Source organism: Hyphomicrobium sp. 2TAF46 (assembly GCF_052114865.1).
In the GTDB taxonomy this organism is placed as follows: Bacteria; Pseudomonadota; Alphaproteobacteria; order Rhizobiales; family Hyphomicrobiaceae; genus Hyphomicrobium_B.
Genome location: NZ_JBFRFO010000001.1, coordinates 764,487 through 781,383, shown reverse-complemented (window position 1 = coordinate 781,383; position 16,897 = coordinate 764,487). Strand labels below are relative to the sequence as shown.

At 65.7% G+C, this 16,897-nt stretch carries 24 protein-coding genes; 5 read left to right on the top strand and 19 right to left on the bottom strand.

Features of this window, described 5'->3' with window-relative positions; translation table 11 throughout:
* The 10 genes from AB4Z24_RS03690 to AB4Z24_RS03645 form a co-directional block, all read right to left on the bottom strand.
* Window positions 1-546: a S26 family signal peptidase gene (locus tag AB4Z24_RS03690; RefSeq protein ID WP_137900606.1), complete on the bottom strand. Its 546-nt coding sequence runs from the start codon at window positions 544-546 to the stop codon at window positions 1-3.
* A complete protein-coding gene (locus AB4Z24_RS03685; protein WP_137900607.1) occupies window positions 543-1,064 on the bottom strand; it encodes a DUF2840 domain-containing protein in 522 nt (173 codons plus the stop codon). The genes AB4Z24_RS03690 and AB4Z24_RS03685 overlap by 4 nt, the downstream gene beginning before the upstream one ends.
* On the bottom strand, window positions 1,061-1,315 hold the full coding sequence (locus AB4Z24_RS03680) for a hypothetical protein (protein ID WP_137900620.1): 255 nt from the start codon (window positions 1,313-1,315) through the stop codon (window positions 1,061-1,063). The genes AB4Z24_RS03685 and AB4Z24_RS03680 overlap by 4 nt, the downstream gene beginning before the upstream one ends.
* Window positions 1,312-1,950, bottom strand: coding sequence for a ParA family partition ATPase (parA, locus tag AB4Z24_RS03675; RefSeq protein WP_137900608.1), 639 nt, complete (start codon window positions 1,948-1,950; stop codon window positions 1,312-1,314). Before parA ends, AB4Z24_RS03680 begins: the two co-directional genes overlap by 4 nt.
* 211 nt (window positions 1,951-2,161) lie before the next feature.
* A complete protein-coding gene (locus tag AB4Z24_RS03670; protein WP_137900609.1) occupies window positions 2,162-3,046 on the bottom strand; it encodes a replication initiator protein A in 885 nt (294 codons plus the stop codon).
* Window positions 3,047-3,057: 11 nt separating this feature from the next.
* Complete coding sequence (locus AB4Z24_RS03665) at window positions 3,058-3,339, bottom strand: helix-turn-helix transcriptional regulator (RefSeq protein ID WP_137900610.1); 282 nt, start codon at window positions 3,337-3,339, stop codon at window positions 3,058-3,060.
* Window positions 3,340-3,473: 134 nt separating this feature from the next.
* Window positions 3,474-4,013 (bottom strand): DUF2285 domain-containing protein, encoded by a 540-nt coding sequence (locus AB4Z24_RS03660; RefSeq protein ID WP_151646748.1) that lies wholly within the window; start codon window positions 4,011-4,013, stop codon window positions 3,474-3,476.
* Window positions 3,991-4,245: a transcriptional regulator domain-containing protein gene (locus tag AB4Z24_RS03655; protein ID WP_137901433.1), complete on the bottom strand. Its 255-nt coding sequence runs from the start codon at window positions 4,243-4,245 to the stop codon at window positions 3,991-3,993. Before AB4Z24_RS03655 ends, AB4Z24_RS03660 begins: the two co-directional genes overlap by 23 nt.
* A 111-nt stretch (window positions 4,246-4,356) precedes the next feature.
* Complete coding sequence (locus AB4Z24_RS03650; protein WP_137901432.1) at window positions 4,357-4,620, bottom strand: DNA -binding domain-containing protein; 264 nt, start codon at window positions 4,618-4,620, stop codon at window positions 4,357-4,359.
* A 128-nt stretch (window positions 4,621-4,748) separates the two neighbouring features.
* On the bottom strand, window positions 4,749-4,997 hold the full coding sequence (locus AB4Z24_RS03645; protein ID WP_033965369.1) for a helix-turn-helix domain-containing protein: 249 nt from the start codon (window positions 4,995-4,997) through the stop codon (window positions 4,749-4,751).
* A gap of 154 nt (window positions 4,998-5,151) precedes the next feature.
* On the opposite strand from AB4Z24_RS03645, the gene AB4Z24_RS03640 reads away from it, so the two are divergent.
* Window positions 5,152-5,370, top strand: a complete 219-nt coding sequence (locus tag AB4Z24_RS03640; protein WP_137901431.1) for a helix-turn-helix domain-containing protein — start codon at window positions 5,152-5,154, stop codon at window positions 5,368-5,370.
* Window positions 5,371-5,573: 203 nt separating this feature from the next.
* Here AB4Z24_RS03640 and AB4Z24_RS03635 read toward each other — a convergent pair whose 3' ends face one another.
* The 5 genes from AB4Z24_RS03635 to AB4Z24_RS03615 all read right to left on the bottom strand — a co-directional run bounded on the left by AB4Z24_RS03635 (window position 5,574) and on the right by AB4Z24_RS03615 (window position 9,979).
* Window positions 5,574-6,614 (bottom strand): IS110 family transposase, encoded by a 1,041-nt coding sequence (locus AB4Z24_RS03635; RefSeq protein WP_137901430.1) that lies wholly within the window; start codon window positions 6,612-6,614, stop codon window positions 5,574-5,576.
* A gap of 114 nt (window positions 6,615-6,728) precedes the next feature.
* Complete coding sequence (gene merBA / locus AB4Z24_RS03630) at window positions 6,729-8,993, bottom strand: bifunctional organomercurial lyase/mercury(II) reductase MerBA (RefSeq protein ID WP_137901429.1); 2,265 nt, start codon at window positions 8,991-8,993, stop codon at window positions 6,729-6,731.
* Entirely contained in the window at window positions 8,990-9,238 is a 249-nt protein-coding gene (locus AB4Z24_RS03625; RefSeq protein WP_137901428.1) for a mercury transport protein, read from the bottom strand. Before AB4Z24_RS03625 ends, merBA begins: the two co-directional genes overlap by 4 nt.
* Window position 9,239: 1 nt before the next feature.
* The gene (gene merP, locus AB4Z24_RS03620; RefSeq protein WP_137901427.1) at window positions 9,240-9,533 is read right to left on the bottom strand and encodes a mercury resistance system periplasmic binding protein MerP; all 294 of its coding nucleotides are present in this window, start codon (window positions 9,531-9,533) and stop codon (window positions 9,240-9,242) included.
* Between the two features lie 20 nt (window positions 9,534-9,553).
* Complete coding sequence (locus AB4Z24_RS03615; protein WP_137901426.1) at window positions 9,554-9,979, bottom strand: mercuric transporter MerT family protein; 426 nt, start codon at window positions 9,977-9,979, stop codon at window positions 9,554-9,556.
* Between the two features lie 84 nt (window positions 9,980-10,063).
* Here AB4Z24_RS03615 and AB4Z24_RS03610 point away from each other — a divergent pair, with 84 nt between their 5' ends.
* Window positions 10,064-10,486 (top strand): MerR family transcriptional regulator, encoded by a 423-nt coding sequence (locus AB4Z24_RS03610; RefSeq protein ID WP_137901425.1) that lies wholly within the window; start codon window positions 10,064-10,066, stop codon window positions 10,484-10,486.
* A 361-nt stretch (window positions 10,487-10,847) separates the two neighbouring features.
* Here AB4Z24_RS03610 and AB4Z24_RS03605 read toward each other — a convergent pair whose 3' ends face one another.
* Together AB4Z24_RS03605 and AB4Z24_RS03600 are read right to left on the bottom strand one after the other, a co-directional pair.
* Window positions 10,848-11,192: an ETC complex I subunit gene (locus AB4Z24_RS03605; RefSeq protein ID WP_137901424.1), complete on the bottom strand. Its 345-nt coding sequence runs from the start codon at window positions 11,190-11,192 to the stop codon at window positions 10,848-10,850.
* 78 nt (window positions 11,193-11,270) lie between these two features.
* Window positions 11,271-11,777 carry an Hsp20/alpha crystallin family protein gene (locus tag AB4Z24_RS03600; RefSeq protein ID WP_137901423.1) on the bottom strand — a complete coding sequence of 169 codons (507 nt, stop codon included), beginning with the start codon at window positions 11,775-11,777 and terminating at the stop codon, window positions 11,271-11,273.
* A 376-nt stretch (window positions 11,778-12,153) separates the two neighbouring features.
* Here AB4Z24_RS03600 and AB4Z24_RS03595 point away from each other — a divergent pair, with 376 nt between their 5' ends.
* Both AB4Z24_RS03595 and AB4Z24_RS03590 read left to right on the top strand, forming a co-directional pair.
* Entirely contained in the window at window positions 12,154-13,659 is a 1,506-nt protein-coding gene (locus AB4Z24_RS03595; protein ID WP_244625929.1) for an ATPase domain-containing protein, read from the top strand.
* Window positions 13,637-15,388 (top strand): ATP-binding protein, encoded by a 1,752-nt coding sequence (locus tag AB4Z24_RS03590; protein ID WP_137901422.1) that lies wholly within the window; start codon window positions 13,637-13,639, stop codon window positions 15,386-15,388. Before AB4Z24_RS03595 ends, AB4Z24_RS03590 begins: the two co-directional genes overlap by 23 nt.
* 88 nt (window positions 15,389-15,476) lie before the next feature.
* Here the strand turns inward: AB4Z24_RS03590 and AB4Z24_RS03585 are convergent, their stop codons facing one another.
* Entirely contained in the window at window positions 15,477-15,803 is a 327-nt protein-coding gene (locus tag AB4Z24_RS03585) for a DUF736 domain-containing protein (RefSeq protein ID WP_065997979.1), read from the bottom strand.
* 239 nt (window positions 15,804-16,042) lie between these two features.
* Between AB4Z24_RS03585 and AB4Z24_RS03580 the strand changes: the two genes are divergently transcribed.
* Complete coding sequence (locus AB4Z24_RS03580) at window positions 16,043-16,333, top strand: hypothetical protein (RefSeq protein WP_441706014.1); 291 nt, start codon at window positions 16,043-16,045, stop codon at window positions 16,331-16,333.
* A 40-nt stretch (window positions 16,334-16,373) separates the two neighbouring features.
* Here AB4Z24_RS03580 and AB4Z24_RS03575 read toward each other — a convergent pair whose 3' ends face one another.
* Window positions 16,374-16,808: a hypothetical protein gene (locus AB4Z24_RS03575; protein ID WP_137901421.1), complete on the bottom strand. Its 435-nt coding sequence runs from the start codon at window positions 16,806-16,808 to the stop codon at window positions 16,374-16,376.
* Between the last annotated feature and the right edge of the window lie 89 nt (window positions 16,809-16,897).

Sequence of the window (16,897 nt, the reverse complement as noted above, 5' to 3'; positions counted from 1 at the left end):
TCATCGTGTTGGCGCGCGCCATTCGAAACGGCCGCTGCCGTCTTCGTCGGTCCACACCGGCATCGCGCGGCCGATGATCGTGCCCGTGGGAAGCGGACCGAAGTAGCGGCCGTCGAGGCTGTCCTCGACGGACCAGTTCATGAGGAAGATTTCGCCCGCCGCGATACGGCGGCAGCCCTGCCAGATCGGCAGTTCGCGACCGAGCCGGTCGCGCGCCAGCGCGTCTCCCATCGGCACGCCGTCGACGCTGACCTGCGCGCCGGCGCGGCAAACCCGTTGTCCGGGAAGGCCGGCGACGCGCTTCAGGAGTGGCACGCCGCGGGGCAGATAGCCACGCCCGGCGAGGAAGGACGCGAGCGGTTCCGGGGCGTCCACGGCCACGAGGTCCGTGACCTCAAGACGGGGCGAGCGCTCGATCGCATAGAGCCCGATCGGCGTGCTGCCGGAGGCATTCCAGATCAGCCTCGGCGTGATCGGCAGCACCGACAGCCCGCCGATCAACATAACGGTCAGACCCGTTGTCATGACATAGCCGAGACGGGTCATGGTGCGACGCTCCGGCGCAGGCGGAACGCCAGGTGGCGCGCGGACGTATAGGTCCGCGGCTCCAAACCGGCGGCCAGCCGGTTGTGGACATGTCGCCAGTAATCCGGCGCGGCGTCGGCGGGATCGAGGCCGCGGTGCTCGACGGCGTCGATGGTCTGCAGCACGCGCTCGACCTTTGGCCATCCATCCACCGTCAGCAGGATGTCCGCGCCAGGACGCACCGATGGCAGCGTCTGAAAGGCCTCGGCGTGCTCCACCGCGCGCCCAATGGCGATGTTGGAGAGGATCGTGCCGAAGTCGTTGGCCGCCCACCGGACCAAGGCAAACGTGCTTCCGGGTGGGAAGCTGACGACCCGTCGGCGGCGATCGAGAATCTGTTCACGCGCCTGCCGGCCGAACCGGATCCAGTCCTCCTGCCGCTTCTCGAGCCAGGTCAGCTCGACGTGGGTGAGCGGGTCGGATGCGGCGTCGGCGGAGCTCTTGTCGCGCCTCGCGGGGCTGGCGTCGGGGGCGATCATTGATCACCTCCTTGGTTCTCGGGATACTCACGCGCGAGCAGCGCGCGCAGCATGTCGGCGACGGTTTGCGCACGCTGGAACGCGGCGATCTTGATCCGTCCGCGCAGCTCCGGCGTGACGTCGATGGTTAGCCGGGCCGTGAAGGCGGCGGCATCGCCGCTTCGCGGCCGTTGCGGGTCGCAGGCCTTGATCCAGCTGTCCGGATCAGCGGGACGCTTGGCGAAGGCACGCTTCGACGACCGCTCGGTCACCATGTGATCCTCCCGATTTCGGCGCAGAGGGCGGTGATCTCGCGCGCCGCTCGGCTTTGCCCGTCGACCTCCGAGACGAGCCGTCCGGATTGAGCGGTGTCGGCGAAGGCGACGCGCTGGCCGATGGTGGAAGCCAGCAGCGGCGGATCGTGGTCGGCGAGCGTCTCGGCGGTGTCGCGGGCGATGACGGTGCGCGCGGCGCAGCGGTTGAGCACGAAGCGTGCGGCGAGCTGCGGGCGGTAGATGCGCGCCTCGCCGAGCAGCGACAGCATCTCGGCGGACGCCCAGCCGTCGAACGGCGATGGTTGCACCGGGATCAGGATCAGATCGGCGGCGAGCAAGGCCGATCGCATCAGCCCGGCGACGCGCGGCGGGCCGTCGATGACGATGTGATCGGCGTCCTGCGCCAGCTCGGGCGCTTCACGGTGGAGCGTGTCTCGCGCCAGGCCGACGACGCCGAACAGGCGCGGCAAGCGCTCACGGGCGCGCTGCTGCGACCAATCGAGCGCGGAGCCTTGCGGGTCAGCGTCAATCAGGGTGACGCGCCGACCCTGGCGCGCCCACTCGCCGGCGAGATGCAGAGCGAGCGTTGTCTTGCCCACGCCGCCCTTCTGATTGAGGAGCGCGACGATCATGACGCGCCCCGGAGCAGGGCCTGCCGGTTATCCGCAGGCGTGCAAAACCGCGGTCGCGTTAGAAAGATTCCGAAGGAATCTAGGTTAGATAAGTTACGGGGGCCGCAAGCTACTGAACCGAAGACTGGAATCGACGATTCCGGTCCCCGATAGCACGAGGATCGGGTCCCCGATGGCACGATAGGGGCGGTCCCCAATAGCACGAGACGATTCACAGCTTATCCCCAAGGCGCGTTGTCGGCCGACGGTGGCGCCGCGGCATCCCGAGCGCGTCGGGATCGGTTGCGACGAAGGACAGGATTTCGGGGCCGTCGGCGCACGGCTCGATGCGTAGGCGATAGCCGGGCAGCGGCTGACGGCGGACGATGTCGCGCAGGTCGTAGGCGAAGTGCTTGAGCGGCGAGAGGCTGCCCGACTTGGCGTGGAGGTGCGCGAAGTCGAAGCTCCAGCCGTGTTCCTGGCGGCCGCCATGCTTGCGGACGAGCCTGTAGAGCCAGCGCTCAAGGCCTCCGGTGAGGCCGAAATAGGCGCGGTCGATGGTCAGCACGAGCGCGTCGTCGAGCACCGCGGCGTAGAACCAGTCGGGCACGATCAGTTCGAGGCCGAGGGGCCGCCCGCGCGCGTCGGCCTTCTCCTTCCACTCGTTGATCCAGGAGAAGCGGTGCATCCGCCGCTCGCTGGGCTGGCGGATCGAAGTTGCGATCGTGGTCGACTGCAGCCGGTCGAGGGCCGCCTTCAGCCGGTCATAGTCGCGCAGAGACACGCCGCGACCGATGAAGTTCAAGATCCCGTAGGGCGTCGTGCCCATCAGCCGTGACGGCCGCAAGCCGGTGTCGCGCGCCTCGACGATCTGGCTCGCGGCCCAGATCAGCACGTCGGCGTCCCAGATGGTTGCCATGCCGTGCTCCGGCACGGCTTCGACCCGGATGACAACGGGGCCCGCCTTGAAGTTGATCGGCGCCAGGCGCTTCGACTTGGCGAGCGAGAAGAACGGATAGGCCATGAGGTCTTGGGTATCCCTGGGTGCGAGGTCGCCGGGCAGCGCCCGGAAGAGATCGAGCTGCTCGCGTTCGTGGCGTGGACGAGGCGGCGACATCCGGGGATGTTTCAGCGGGCCTGACGACTGGCGCGGACCAACGCCGCGGGTTCATGGCGCTTGGCGGGGAGGACGCTCCCGCGCGGGTCGGACGTGGAGGTGACGGCGCCGCGATCGGCCCAGGCCTGCAGGTCGTCGACCGCGTAAACGACACGGCCGCCGAGCTTGCGGTAGGCGGGGCCGGTGCCGTAGGTCCGGTGCTTTTCCAGGGTGCGGCCGGACAGACCGAGAAATCGCGCGGCTTCGGGTGTGCGGAGATAGCGCGGCGGCAAGCCGGCTGCGTTGGCGGACATGATCGAGCCTCCGGGTCGTTCGTTGAGGCCGCTGGCGAGCAGCGGCGAGCGAAGGCCACGGTGGCGAAGAGTTGTCGCGCGGGGGGATGGCGAAGATGGGTGGGCTTAAATCGCACCCCTTTTGGTGCGCAGCCTCAGGTACGGCGTCGGCTGCGCAGCAGCTTGCGATAGCCGCCGGCGATCAGCGCGGCGCCGTCCTTGACGAGGTCGATGGTGCTATCTCGGAGGGCGGAGGTCTTCCATGCGGCCGCGCCGACCCGCGACGCACCGTAGATCGCGGCGGCGATCTCGCGATAACTTGCGCCGTTCATGTGCCCGTCAACCGCTTGCAGCATATAACGCAGCCGGCGTCGCTGCTGGGCGGTGAGGCGGCCGTCCGGCGGCACGGACCGTTTGTTGAGGGCGCGCCAGAGTCGCGTCACAGCTTCGATCCGGTCGAGGCCGTCCGCGCCGAGGGGGACGAGCGCCGCGAGGGGCTGGGTGGGAAGGGCAGCGTCGACAAGAAGGAGGCGGACGGCTTTCGGTCCGCGTCCGTAAACCAAGCTGAGCCCGTCGACGCCTGCATGGAAGTCGCCTAGCTCGCGGCCAGAAAGCGATCCTCCATCCAAACCCGGGATCGGTGGAACCGTTGTGACAATGACGCTGCCTGGATCAATCTCCGGCGCCCAGAACACCGTCGTCTCTGTGGCATTGAGGATCGGTGGGACGGGGAAATCGCAACCCCCATCGCAGGCGCACTCCCTCGGTGATGATCTGCAGGTCGGGGGCGGGCCGCTCGGTGTCAGCGTAATCGCGTTGATAATCGCGGTTGCGGCGCAGACATTCCCAGGCGAGGTCCGGGGCAATGAGTTGGTCGAGGAAATCGTAGCCGGGTGAAGTGCGCCACCCGGACGTGTCGGGCGTCATCGGTATCCTCCTGGTCGCACGCGTGCGGGACGGGGAAGAGACGATCCACGGTTGAGCGAGGCGCGGGAAGTCAGCGCGTCGGCAATGGGTGATGCCGCGGCGGCATCGCGCTCAGTGGTGGCCTTCACGGACGAGCTGGCGATAGCCGTGCTCGGTCATCCAGCGCGCGCGCGCCAGGTGGCTGTGGTGAACGCGTTGGGCTCGTTCGGGCTCGCGGTCCGGATCGATGCCGAACAGCAATGCGACCGCCTCCCGCCAATCGGCCCCATCGGTGTCGGCGTCGAGCAGGCGCAAATAGAGCTTCACGTGCGTACGGTCGTAGGGTGTCAGCGCCGGGCTCTCCGGCGGCTGGTCAAGAAACTCTTGCTGGGTCATGCGTTCCCCCCGCCGTGATGAGCGCCGCTGAATCAGCGGTTAACCATATCCACAATTCTGCGACATGCGAGGGGCGATGGGGGGCATCACCCGATGAACGCGCGGCATCACCGCAGGTCCGGCGCACCTCAAGTTGCTGAGCCGATCTTCGCACGGACAAGCATGACTCCTTCACCCTGGTCGGAGGTGAGGAGGACGATGCCGCTTCGTTCCAGGGCCCGACGGACCTGATCGCGCGTGCTTTCAAACACCTCGAGACCGTTGACGGATTCGAGGCGTTTGAGCGCGGTCAAAGAAACCTGGGCCTTGTCAGCGAGCGTCTCCTGGTTCCAACCGAGCAGCGCGCGTGCGGCCCGCGACTGTCGGGCGGTGATCATGCATGATCACCTCCCACCGACACGAACGTGCACGCCAGAACTACGACTTCTCTATTCGGATCAGGCCGCTAACACGGTCCAATCCCATATCCAATCGTCATTTACATACTATAGTTGATAAACTCAAAGTATGTAAATCACGATCCTCCTGCGCATGGATATGCGCAAATTGGTCGGCCGGAACTTCGCCCGTCTGCGTCGGGAGAAGGGCCTGACCCAGGAGGAGGTCGAAGCGCGTTCTGGGTTCAGTCAACAATACCTCAGCAGTCTGGAGCGCGGGCGGCGCAATCCGACCGTGATCACCCTTTTCGAGCTGGCCCAAGCCCTGGGCGTCAGCCATATCGAGCTCGTCCAACCGGACGGCGAAGGCTGATAGGCATACCCGTGAGGATCATGCTTCTCTTCGTGGTCGGCACAAAGCCGCCACAGGATGGGGTCAGAGGAGCGGCGGAACAATCTAAAATGCGGCATCGCGTTGGTAGGACCGACGCGGCCAAGTCGTATTTGCGAACTCGCCGTCCCTCGTCCCCTCGCGGGGAGCCCTTCGCACCCGGCCTGCGCCCGGCGCGAGATCGTTCAGGCCGTAGCCGCCGCAGGCGGCGTGCCCCAGTCGAACTCCGTACCATCGACCCACATGCGATGTAGGACGACACCAATGCGGCGCGCGAGGGCGACGATTGCTTTCTTGTGCCCGCGGCGCCGCGAGACGTGAGCGGCCCACGCCTTGAGCGCAGACCAGCGTTTGACGCGCGTGAGGAGAACCTGTGCTGCCTCGTAGAGCGCGCTTCGCATCATGGCATCGCCCCACTTGGAGATGCGACCGGTGCGGTCAACTTCACCCGATTGGTACTTTCGTGGCGTTAGGCCGAAATGCGCGCCCACGTCTCGCGATCGAGTGAATCGTGCTGGCACGTCGACAGTGGCGCGGAAGGTCAGTGCGACCACCGGGCCGACGCCGGGAACGGTCATGAGACGGCGCGAGAGTGCATCATCACGTGCAAGCCGGACCAACAGATTATCCAAGCGGCCGAACTCCTCGCGAAGAACCCGACGTGCATTGAGCAACGGATCGGCGATGACATGCAGATCGCTCTCGCTGAGCAATTCGCGGACTCGCGATTCGAACTCGCGTGCTGTGACCTTGCCGAGATGGTAGCCGAAGTTGCGGATGAGACCCCGGATCTCGTTCTCGACATCCTGGAGCTTGTTTCTCAGCAACTGGCGCGCCGTCAGGATTGTGCGTAGCCGCTGGCTGGTCGGCGTCTTGACGTGCACCGGCTTGAATAGACCGACGCGCATCATTTGGGCGATGCCGCGGGCGTCGTGACGATCGGTCTTATTGAGCTGTGCGGAGAGCGCCGCCTTCATATGACGGGTCTCGACGCAAACAACGGGAAGTCCCGCTGCCGCCAATCCCGCAAACAGATGCTGCGAGAGCATTCCGGCCTCGAGGCCGATGCGGGCGAGATGCAGATCGAGACCAAGAAGATGCGCTGAGATGGCGTCAGGGTCGACGTTCAGCTTGCGCTCGTGCGCCACGCGACCCTCGTCGTCGACCACGCACAAGTTCACGGAACGGGCGGATACATCAAGTCCAACGTAGTGCTTTGCTGTCATCACCGGAGTCCTCAGTTGAATGTCCGGTGATTTCTTTAGCGCTTCCGACGCGGCTTTTGGCAACTACGACCTTTCTAGTCGTCCTTCACGACGACAGTCGCAAGCAGGCCGTGCTCAGCCGGCGCAGCACGATAACTTGGCGACATCCTTGCCGAACGACAGCGCCGCGAGCTTCAGACCCTCGACAGTGGTGAGATACGGAAAAATGGTATCCACGAGGTCATCGACCGTGAGGCCCTGTCGGATTGCGATCGCCGCGGTCTGGATGCTGTCGGCGCCTTCCGGCGCAAGGATATGGGCGCCGAGTAGACGGCCGCTGCCGGCGTCGGCCACGAGCTTGATCAGCCCGCGGGTGTCACGAGCGGCAAGCGCGCGTGGCACCTGGTCAAGGCCGATCGTCGAGACACGAACGGTATGACCGGCCGCGCGCGCGGTGGCCTCGGTCAGCCCGACGCTCGCCACCTGGGGATCGGTGAACACGATGGCGGGCATGGCGCTGTTGTCGTAGCGCAGGCTGTCGCCATTGAAGGCGTTCCTGGCGGCGAGCTTGGCGCCGTAGGCAGCCATGTAGACGAACTGGTCGCGGCCGGTGACGTCGCCGGCGGCATAGACGCCAGTCTTGGTCGTGCGCATCCGGTCGTCGACTACGATGCCGCCCTTCGTCGAGACAGTGATCCCGTGCTCGGCCAGCCCAAGGCCTTCGATGTTGGGCGTGCGCCCCGTGGTGATCAGCACCTGATCGGCGTCGATCGCAATATCCTGGCCGTCGCGCGTGACCGTCAGTGACACACCGCCATCAATTTTACGGATCGCGCGGTAAGCGATGCCGGAGACAACGGTGATGCCTTCGTCCTCGAAATACCCCGTGAGCGCCGCGCTGATCTCGGGCTCGGCCTCTGGGAGCAGACGAGACCGGCAGACGAGAGTCACCTTAACGCCTGCACGAGCGAACATCTGCGCGAGCTCCGCGCCGATGTAGCCGCCGCCGATCACGAGAAGCGAGCTCGGCAGCTCCTCGAGCTCGAGCGCCGTTGTGCTGGTGAGATACGGCACGGTCACGAGGCCAGGAATGGCAGGCACTGCCGGCCGCGCGCCGGTCGCGATGATGATCTTGCCAGCGGCAATGCGCGCGCCGTCAACTTCGACACCGCCGTCGAGGAGGCGAGCTGGCCCGTCGCGATAGGCGATGCCGTTATACGCGGGGAGCAGATCGGCGTACTTGGCTTGGCGCAGTTCGGAAACGAGGGCGTCTTTCTGACGAACGGTTCCGCGCCAGTCGATCAGTTCGGCCGCCGCCGTGATGCCGGCAAAACGTGCCGCCACGCGAGCGTTGTGAAGCGTCTCGGCGGCGCGGATCAGGGTCTTTGACGGCACGCAGCCGATATTGACGCAGGTGCCGCCGATGGCGCCGCTGCCGATGAGCGCCACTTGCGCGCCCTGATCGGCGGCCGTGATCGAGGCCGAGAAGCCGGCAGAGCCGGCGCCGATCACGACGAGATCGTAAGCGCCTCCATTGCGACCGTTTGTGCGGAAGGGGCGGTTCGCGACTGATGGGCTGTTCGATTCCGGATCGGCAGGCGGTTGTTGTGTCACACCGAGCCCGGCGAGGCTCGGCCCGAACAGAGCGCGGCCGGCCTCCAGGCCTTCATCGATCGACAGCCGAAAACCTGGCTCGTCGGCGGAACGCTCGCGGCGCCAGGCGGAGAGATGCTCATCCGAGCAGAAAAAGGTGGTCGTCGCGCACAGCGAGTTCGCGGCGCATGCGTCTTCATAGCGAACGCTTTGCCACATGACGGCCGTCTGCGGCTCGACATCGGCCAGCACCCGCCCTCGGTCCCGTGTGGTGATCCGGATTGGCGCGCCGCAATGGCGGCAACTCGAGGCGATCGAGATGTCGCGATCGGTCATGGCGCCGATCCCAAGCGCGTCGACCGCGCACATAGCGTTGAGCGCGCGCCCGTCCAGCGTGACCTCATGGCCCCTGTCTTGGTCGGTGAACGGATAGGCGCCGACGATTCGTTCGCCGTCGAGAACGACCAGGTCGCGCCGGCGGAGCTCGTCGAGCAACGGCGGGACGGCGGCCTCACCGAGACCTGCAAGGTTCGCAATCGCGGCTACGGTCAGCGCTCGCCCGTGTTCGACGTAGAGCTGAAGCAGCGCAACGCGCACGCGATCCGTGGCGGGATCGTAGCCGCTCCAGCGATTGAGCACGTGGCCAGACCCGACCATGGCCAGCAAAGCGTCCCTCACTGCGGGCGACGTGACCGTCGACCAATCCGGGAACGTGACGCCCGGCCGCACCGCATAGCTGGGCAGAGTGTCGGGCGTAGGGATGACAGCTTCGTTTCGGGACGAGGAGGAGGCACAACAATCGTTCACGGCTTCACGCCTTCCTTGTGAATCGTCGTCTCGCAACGGGCGGCCTTTGCGTGGCGACGATGGAATATCCAAGCGATGAGGCCGAAGCTCGCAGCCATCAGCGGAAGCACTACAAGGCCCTTACCGGCTAGCCACGCGCCAAGGCCCGCAAAGGACAGGCCGACGGCAATGAGCGGCGCGGCGCAGCAGATCGCGACCAGGACGGCACCGGCCATGCCTACGCGGATTGCGGTGCGGTCACTCATCTTAGCTGCCCCGCTGCCTCAGATGGGCTGGATAGCCCGCGTTCATGCTGGCGACGGCGATGATGTCGGCGTTCGTCTTTGCGTCGTCGAAGGTCACGGTCGCTGTCTTTGCCTCGAAGGAGACGGTCACATTCGCGACGCCCGGGACTGCCGTCATCGAGGTCTTCACGATGTAAGGGCACGAGGCGCAGGTCATGTTGTCGACGGCAAACGTAACGGTGCGTTCGGCGGCGAACGCGGTCGATGCCGTCATCACCGAGGCGATTAGGGCAAGGACGCTCAAGCTCTTCTTCATGGGATGGTCTCCTCTTGGTGTCAGGCGAGCAGCAGCAGCGGGGCGACATAGTCAAAGGCAAAGGCGGCGATCACGAGCACAGTCGCGATCCAGAGCGCGAGCTGGACGAGACGGCTGGGGATGGGGCGCGCGCACGCGGCGCCAGCGGCGCAGGCGCGCCGCGGCTTCCAGTATACGAGGTAGAAACCGTATCCGAGGAGTCCCGCCGTTCCAGCGACGAAGAGCGGCTTGTACGGCGCGAGCGCCGTAAGGTTGCCGATCCAGGCGCCGCCGATGCCGAGGCTAAACAGGATGAGCGGAATTACGCAGCAGGACGACGCGGCGATCGCGCCGAGAATGCCGCCCAGAGCAACCAGACGCTGCCGTCCAGCCTCGGTCCGCTCCGACGATGCAAGAACTGTCGTGACGGGTGCCATATCTGCCGTTCCGGATCGCGGTGTAACCATGTCCGACCTCTCATTCCTTGCCGAAATCCTCATTGCGGCGTAGGATGCGGTCTGTAGTCACTACAGGGTCAAGGGGTATTTGCGATGCGCGATCACGCTGTAGTGAAGGGCCTGCAGCGAGCCGAACTCGCCCGGCGGACGGGCAGCAATCTGGAGACGGTCCGCTACTACGAGAAGGTCGGGCTGCTGCCTGAGCCGCCGCGCACGACGGCGGGCTACCGCAGCTATGACACGACGCACGAGCGGCGGCTTCGCTTCGTCCTGCGGGCGCGCGAACTCGGCTTCTCGCTGGATGAAATCCGCGAGCTGCTGCGGCTCGTCGATGAACGCGATCAACCTTGCGCGGAGGCGCGCGCCGTCGCTGCTGCCCATCTCGACGACGTGCGAGCGAAGATCGCCGATCTGAAACGGATGGAGCGGGTATTGAAGGACGTGGTCGCACAATGCGCCGACGGCACGCTGCCAGAATGTCCGCTGATAGAGACGTTATTTGGTGAAGCCGCTTGAACGCTTCGCCTATACGCTTTGCGGACTATGGAGCAACTAAAGCCGACCGCTAAACGCTCCGAATACCCCATCTATAATAGTCGTCCTTGTGTCGGAGCCGCCAGTGTTTTTCCGTTTCGGGGCAACTTTTCCGGGCGGAGCGGCCAACCTGATTCGGTCGCCTGATCCGTTGCTGATGTTTGGCCCAATTGATCAGATGAGCCGTATCGTCAGACCCCTAGGTATGAGCGCAAATCGACTGTGATCGGAGGGGGATCGAGCCGTCCGCCTCCACAAGCCCAAGGAGGATTCAGCGCACCAGAATGGCGGTGGGCGCGCGCAGAATTGCCGGTCGCCGCTGCTCCGGCGCCTTCGGATCTGCTTAGTTCACGACATAGGTTAGACCCTGGCGTCGGGCGTAGGCGACCGCGGATTCGAGGGTCGGAAACCGGAGTTCGACCTGCGTCAGCGGATCGTCACCACCCGTCCAACCCATCAAAGGCTCGATGAAGGGTGGGGTTTGCCGTTCGAAGCGGAGAATCCAATGCTTCGTGCGCGCCTTGCCCGAGGTCATGACCGAGCGCGAGGGGCGAAAGATCCGAGCGACGGCATCGGGAGGAAACACCGAGTCCGGGTTGTGCGCACGCGGCGCGCGGCGGCCGAGGTCGGTGCGACTTGTCTCGGACAGGGGCTGCGCGGGTTCTATTTCTTTCCAGACATAGCTCATGACCTGTCCCTCCCGCGTACGGCAAAGGAAAGGCCGGGGGCGACGACCCGGCTGGGTCTGCCCCTGGCCTCGTCAGGCTTACTGCGCCTGGGCGCCGCCGTTGATGGCGATGCGCTTGGCTTTGGACTGGGCCTTTTCGGACTTCGGCAGGGTGATGGTCAGCACGCCGTTCTTGAAGTCGGCAGCGACCTTTTCCTCCTCGACGTCGAAGCCGAGCCCGATGCGGCGCTCGAAGCGGCCATAGATCCGCTCGCTGAACTGCCGCGCCGCGTCTTCGGTGTGTGAGCGCTTTTCGCCGCGGAGCGTCAGGACGCCGTCCTCGATGAGGACCTCGACGTCCTTCTCCTCCAGGCCGGGGAGTTCTGCGGCGATACGCACGTCCTTCTCGGTCTCGGTCACCTCGACGCTTGGCCACGCCGGGGTGCGGCCGAAAAGACCGGGCGCGCCGAAGTCGCGGAAGGCCTCATCGAACAGGCGGTTCATGTCGCGATGGAGCGACAGGAACGGGCTCGGAGTCCCGCTCCGATAGGGGGTCGGGGTCTGATCGGTTTCCCGACCCCAGGGGATCAGATCACGCACGTTCATCGTCATGTCCTTTCTCAAAGCAACATGGTTGAATGAGGTGCGCCCGGAGCGCCGGACGCCCCTCGGAGCCGGACCTCAATCGAGCGTCCGGCGCGTCAGAAATTTGGGAATGGGGCGGCCGGAGGTCAAGAACCACACGGTCGTGGTTGGGCAACTTTTCGATGAAGAAACAGCTTCGTCGGGCTGATCGCGACCTTTGGGCGACGCGCAGTCCCAGACATCTGCAAGATCAGGCAAGCTTGTTTGAACCAAACCGGCTTTGTTAAGTTACAGGCTGCGATGGAGTCTTGCGCCAAAGGGGCTGGCCTTGTGACGAACTGAGGTCGTGCGACCCGGCCGCGCGCTCCAAGCGTGTTTGCACCGGGGAGCGTCGACCGTGGAAGACCGACCGCAACTGGATAGCTTGGCCGCGAGTGGCATCGCCGGTTTCGATTCTGTCGTGCATGGCGGGTTGGCGCGCGAACACATGTACCTGGTCGAGGGCACCCCGGGTTCCGGCAAGACCACGCTCGCGCTGCAGTTCCTCCTAGAAGGCGTCCGGTCGGGCGAGCGATGCCTCTACATCACGCTGTCGGAAACCGAGCGCGAGCTGCGCGCCACCGCACTCAGCCACAGCCTCGACCTGAATGGCTTGACCATCCTGGAGGTCGCGCCGCTGGAAGCCGATCCGGAGCAGCAGCAGGGCATCATCCACGCCGCCGAGGTCGAACTCGACCACACCGTCGGTTTGATCATCGACAAGGTGAAAGCGCTCCGGCCGGACCGCCTGGTCATCGATGCCCTGACCGAATTGCGTCTCCTCGCGCTCGACTCTTTAAGCTACCGCCGCCAGCTGCTGACCTTGAAGCGTTTCTTCGCGGATCAGCAATGCACCGTCCTGGCGCTCGATGATCTCACCGACAACGCGCAAGGTCTTCAGTTGCACAGCATCGTCCATGGCGTCGTCACCCTCGAGCAGCGGCGGATGCAATACGGCGTCTTCCGCCGCCGCATGTGCGTCGCCAAGCTGCGCGGTGTCGATTACCGCACCGGCTATCATGACTATGCAATCTGCAAGGGCGGTATTTTGGTGTACCCGAGCCTGATCGCGGCCGAGCATCGGACCGAGTTCACGGCAGATGTGCTGCGGAGCGATGTCGGGCCGCTCGATGAGATGCTCGGCGGAGGGCTTCAACGTGGGACCAGCACGCTCCTGATCGGTCCGTCGGGCGTCGGCAAGTCGTCGCTCGCGCTGCAATACACGATGGCGGCGGCGCGCCAGGAGCAGCGGGTGGCGTTCTTCGCTTTCGACGAGAACTACCGCACCGCCGAGGCGCGAGCCGCAGGGCTCGGCATGGAGATCGAGGCGGCGAGAGAGAGCGGAACGCTTGTCTGGGAGCAGATCAACCCGGTGACGCTGTCACCGGGCGAGTTCGTCGACAAGGTGAAGCGCAACGTCGAGGCGGGCGCGAAGCTGGTCGTGATCGACAGCCTCAACAGCTATATGGCGTCGATGCCGGAGGAGCAGGCGCTCATCCTGCATATGCACGAGCTGCTGGCGTATCTCGGGAATCAAGGGGTGGTCACTATCCTGATCATGGCCCAGCACGGCATGGTCGGCGACGTGGCGGCGCCGATCGATCTCAGCTTCCTCGCCGACGGCATCGTCCTGCTGCGTTACTTCGAGGCTGAAGGCGAGGTCCGCAAGGCGATATCAGTCTTGAAGAGCCGCAGCGGCCGGCACGAGACGACGATTCGCGAATATCGTCTGATATCTGGCGAGGGCGTCAGCGTCGGTCCGCCGATTCGTTCCTTCCGTGGGGTCCTGTCGGGCGCGCCCAGATTTGTCGGAAGTCCCGAGGCCCTTCCGGACGCCCGCGATGACGCAAATCCCGGGCGCTGAAGAACGTGACGAGCGCGTGCTGATCCTGGCGCCGTCGCGTCGGGACGGTCCCACGGTCGCGGCGATCTTGGAGCGAGCAGGACTTGCGACCCAGACCGTCGCCACGCTCGCCGATCTATGCCGGGGAGTGGACGAAGGGGCCGGGGCAGTGGTGGTCGTCGAGGAGGAGGTCTCGCCACCGACCGCGATGTCCATGCTGCAGGCTTGTCTTGCGCGGCAGCCCGCGTGGTCGGAGCCGCCGATCCTGGTGGTGACGGCCAGTGGCTCGCGCGGCAGCGCCGGGTTCGGCCGCGGCAGTGAACACTTCGCAGGCTTCGGCAATCTGGTGCTGCTGGAGCGGCCGCTTCGCTCTGCAACGCTGGTCAGCACCCTGCATTCGGCGCTCCGGGCGCGACGGCGGCAATATCAGGTGCGCGACCATTTGCGCGAGCGGGAGCGTGTCGAGGCGCGGTTGCGGGCGCAGGAGCAGGAATTGCGCGGCCTCAACGAAACGCTCGAAGAGCGCGTTCGCGAACGCACCGTGGAGCTGGAAGAGGCGAACCGCAGGCTGGCGGCGGAAATGGAGCAGCGGCAGGAGGCCGAGCGGGCGCTCCGGCAGGCGCAGAAGATGGAGGCGATCGGCCAGCTCACGGGCGGCGTCGCCCATGACTTCAACAATCTTCTGATGGTGGTCTCTGGCGGGCTGGACATGTTGGGGCGGGCTCCCGACCCGGAGCGCCGCGAGCGGATTGTCTCCGGCATGCGCCAGGCCGTCACGCGCGGCGCGTCGTTGACGCGCCAGATGCTTGCCTTCTCGCGACGCATGTCGTTGGCGCCCGAGGCGATCGACTTGCGTGCTCGCTTCGATGACATGCGCATCCTGATGGCAGGGGCTCTGCGCGAGGATATCGCGCTCGAGATCGAGCTTGCGGAAGACCTCTGGCCGGTGATGGCGGACCAGACGCAGCTCGAGCTTGCCATCCTCAACACGGTCGTCAACGCGCGGGATGCCATGTCGCAGGGCGGGACCGTGACGATCTTCGCTGGCAATGCGCGACTGGACGGCCGTGGCGAAAGTCGTCTGGCCGGCGAATTCGTGCGGATCGAAGTTCGTGACACCGGCATCGGAATAGCACCTGACATCTTGGATCGGATCTTCGATCCCTTCTTCACGACCAAAGAGGTCGGGAGCGGCACCGGGCTCGGCCTCAGCCAGGTCTACGGCTTCGCCAAGCAGTCGGGGGGACATGTGAAGGTGCGGAGCCGTCTCTGGGAGGGGACGAGGATCATCCTACACCTGCCGCGCGCCAGCAGCCTTCCGCTCGCGGCGGCTGTCGAGGCGAGTGCACCCGCAATACAGGTACCAGGCCCGAAGGGCGAGCGCCGGATTCTCCTAGTTGAAGACAATGACGAGGTCGCGGAGCTGGCCGGCCAGATGCTGGAGGGGCTCGGCTTCACGGTTCGCCGGGCGGAGAGCGCGCCGTCCGCGCTCGCGCAACTGGAGAACGGCCACGCCGCCGATCTGGTGTTCTCCGACGTGGTGATGCCGGGCGGCATGAGCGGCATTGAACTCGCCCGCGAACTCGCGCGCCGCCGTCCGGGCCTGCCCGTCGTGCTCACGAGCGGGTTTAGCGACGGCCAGCGGGATGGCGACGCAGAGGGCCTGAGATTGTTGCGGAAGCCCTATCGGCTCGACGAGCTGGAGGCGGCACTCGCGGCTGCCTTTGGAGCGCATCTCCCTTCCAGCTGAATCGATGGCCGTACGGCAAAGCCAAAGGTGCCGGAGAGCTGAAAGATCGCCCCGCCCGGTTTTGCCGGGCGGGGCATTCGCTGGGGCCTCAGTCGCCGTTGCGGCGGCTGGGGCGGGACCAGATGAGGCTGAAGCCTTCGCCTTCCTCGTCGTCGAAGAGGTTGGCGTAGATCGGAGCGGTGAAGCTCGGATCGTCCAGCTTGAGACCGAGATAGTCGCGGCCCTCGTTGGAGCGCTTCGACCAGGCGGCGCCGATCTCGGCGCGGCCGACGAAGACCCGGTGGCTGGGGGCGTTCTCGCCGCTGGCGCGGGCTTCGGGGACGATGCGGACGTTCTTGGTCTGGACGCTGAGGGTGACGATTTCGCCGGTGTACTCGTTCGAGCCGGTCTTCTTGAAGGTGCCGATGGTCGCCATGGGAAGTCTCCTTTGGATTTGCCTGTCGAGCCCGCACCATTGCGGCCTCGATGGTGATCGCCCGGCCGGAGGCAATCGACGGCGCACCCGCAGGGCTTCAGACAGCAAAGGAGGGACTTTCTTGGTGCGCGAGGAATGACGGCGCAGCCGGCAGGGGAAGAAAGTCTTGACGGCGCTGTTGCGCCTTAGGCGATTGAGGCGAAGCCGTCCTTCGGCCAGATACACCCATCGAAGAGGCCGTGTCGGTGCGCTCGCAACAGGCAATGGGTCAACGGAGACCTAGCGATCTGTCGCCGCCCGCAAAGCCCGGCTCCGGACAGATGGCGATCGTCATCAACTTGGCGTGCGTACGACGCTCGCGCGGTCCCCGAAGCCCGCTTCTGGGCGGGGACGCTGCTGCTCGCGTCTTCATCAATGCGTGCGTCCGCGCCGACCCCGTCGCAAGCCCTCGAACGGCGCGGCTCTCGGCTGGACTGGACGCTTCGAGCCACCCGCTCCCCGACCGTCCTCTGGTCGAGGAGGTGCGCTGAACCAGGGTCTGGTCCCGCCGCTGCATCCCTCAGATGGGTATTACGCCCCCGCGAGCCTCTCGCCCGACTGGGCGGGAGCTGCGGCAGCGATCCGGACCCAGGCCGTCACGCCGACGGCGACGGCTCCGATTGCGGAGAACAGCATCTGCCAAGTCTCCGAGGGCACCGCGTGTTTCACGATCCCGTGGACGGCGTGATAGCCGGCCAGCGCCGCAGGCGCTGCAAAGACCAGCCCGACGGCCAGCCGCAGCCAAGCCGGGCGGGTGATGGTGAAGAGGAATTGGCCGAGCCCGAGCGTCAGCCCGGCGGTTATGAGGCCGACCAGGATGCCGCCGGGCCAGCCTGCGCCCATCTCATAGGCCCAGCTGCCGGCGACGACGCCGGCAAACAGGGGCAGCGCGTAGATGGCGAGGGTGAAGAGCAGCCAGCACAAGATGCCGATGGTTGCGATGCTGAGGAGGATGCCGATAACCATGGTGGTGCTCCATGCAATAGCCTGCGGGTCGCGCCTTCCACCACCGCCACGGCGCAGATCGAAATATAGCCGAAAGAGAGCAAGCGCGG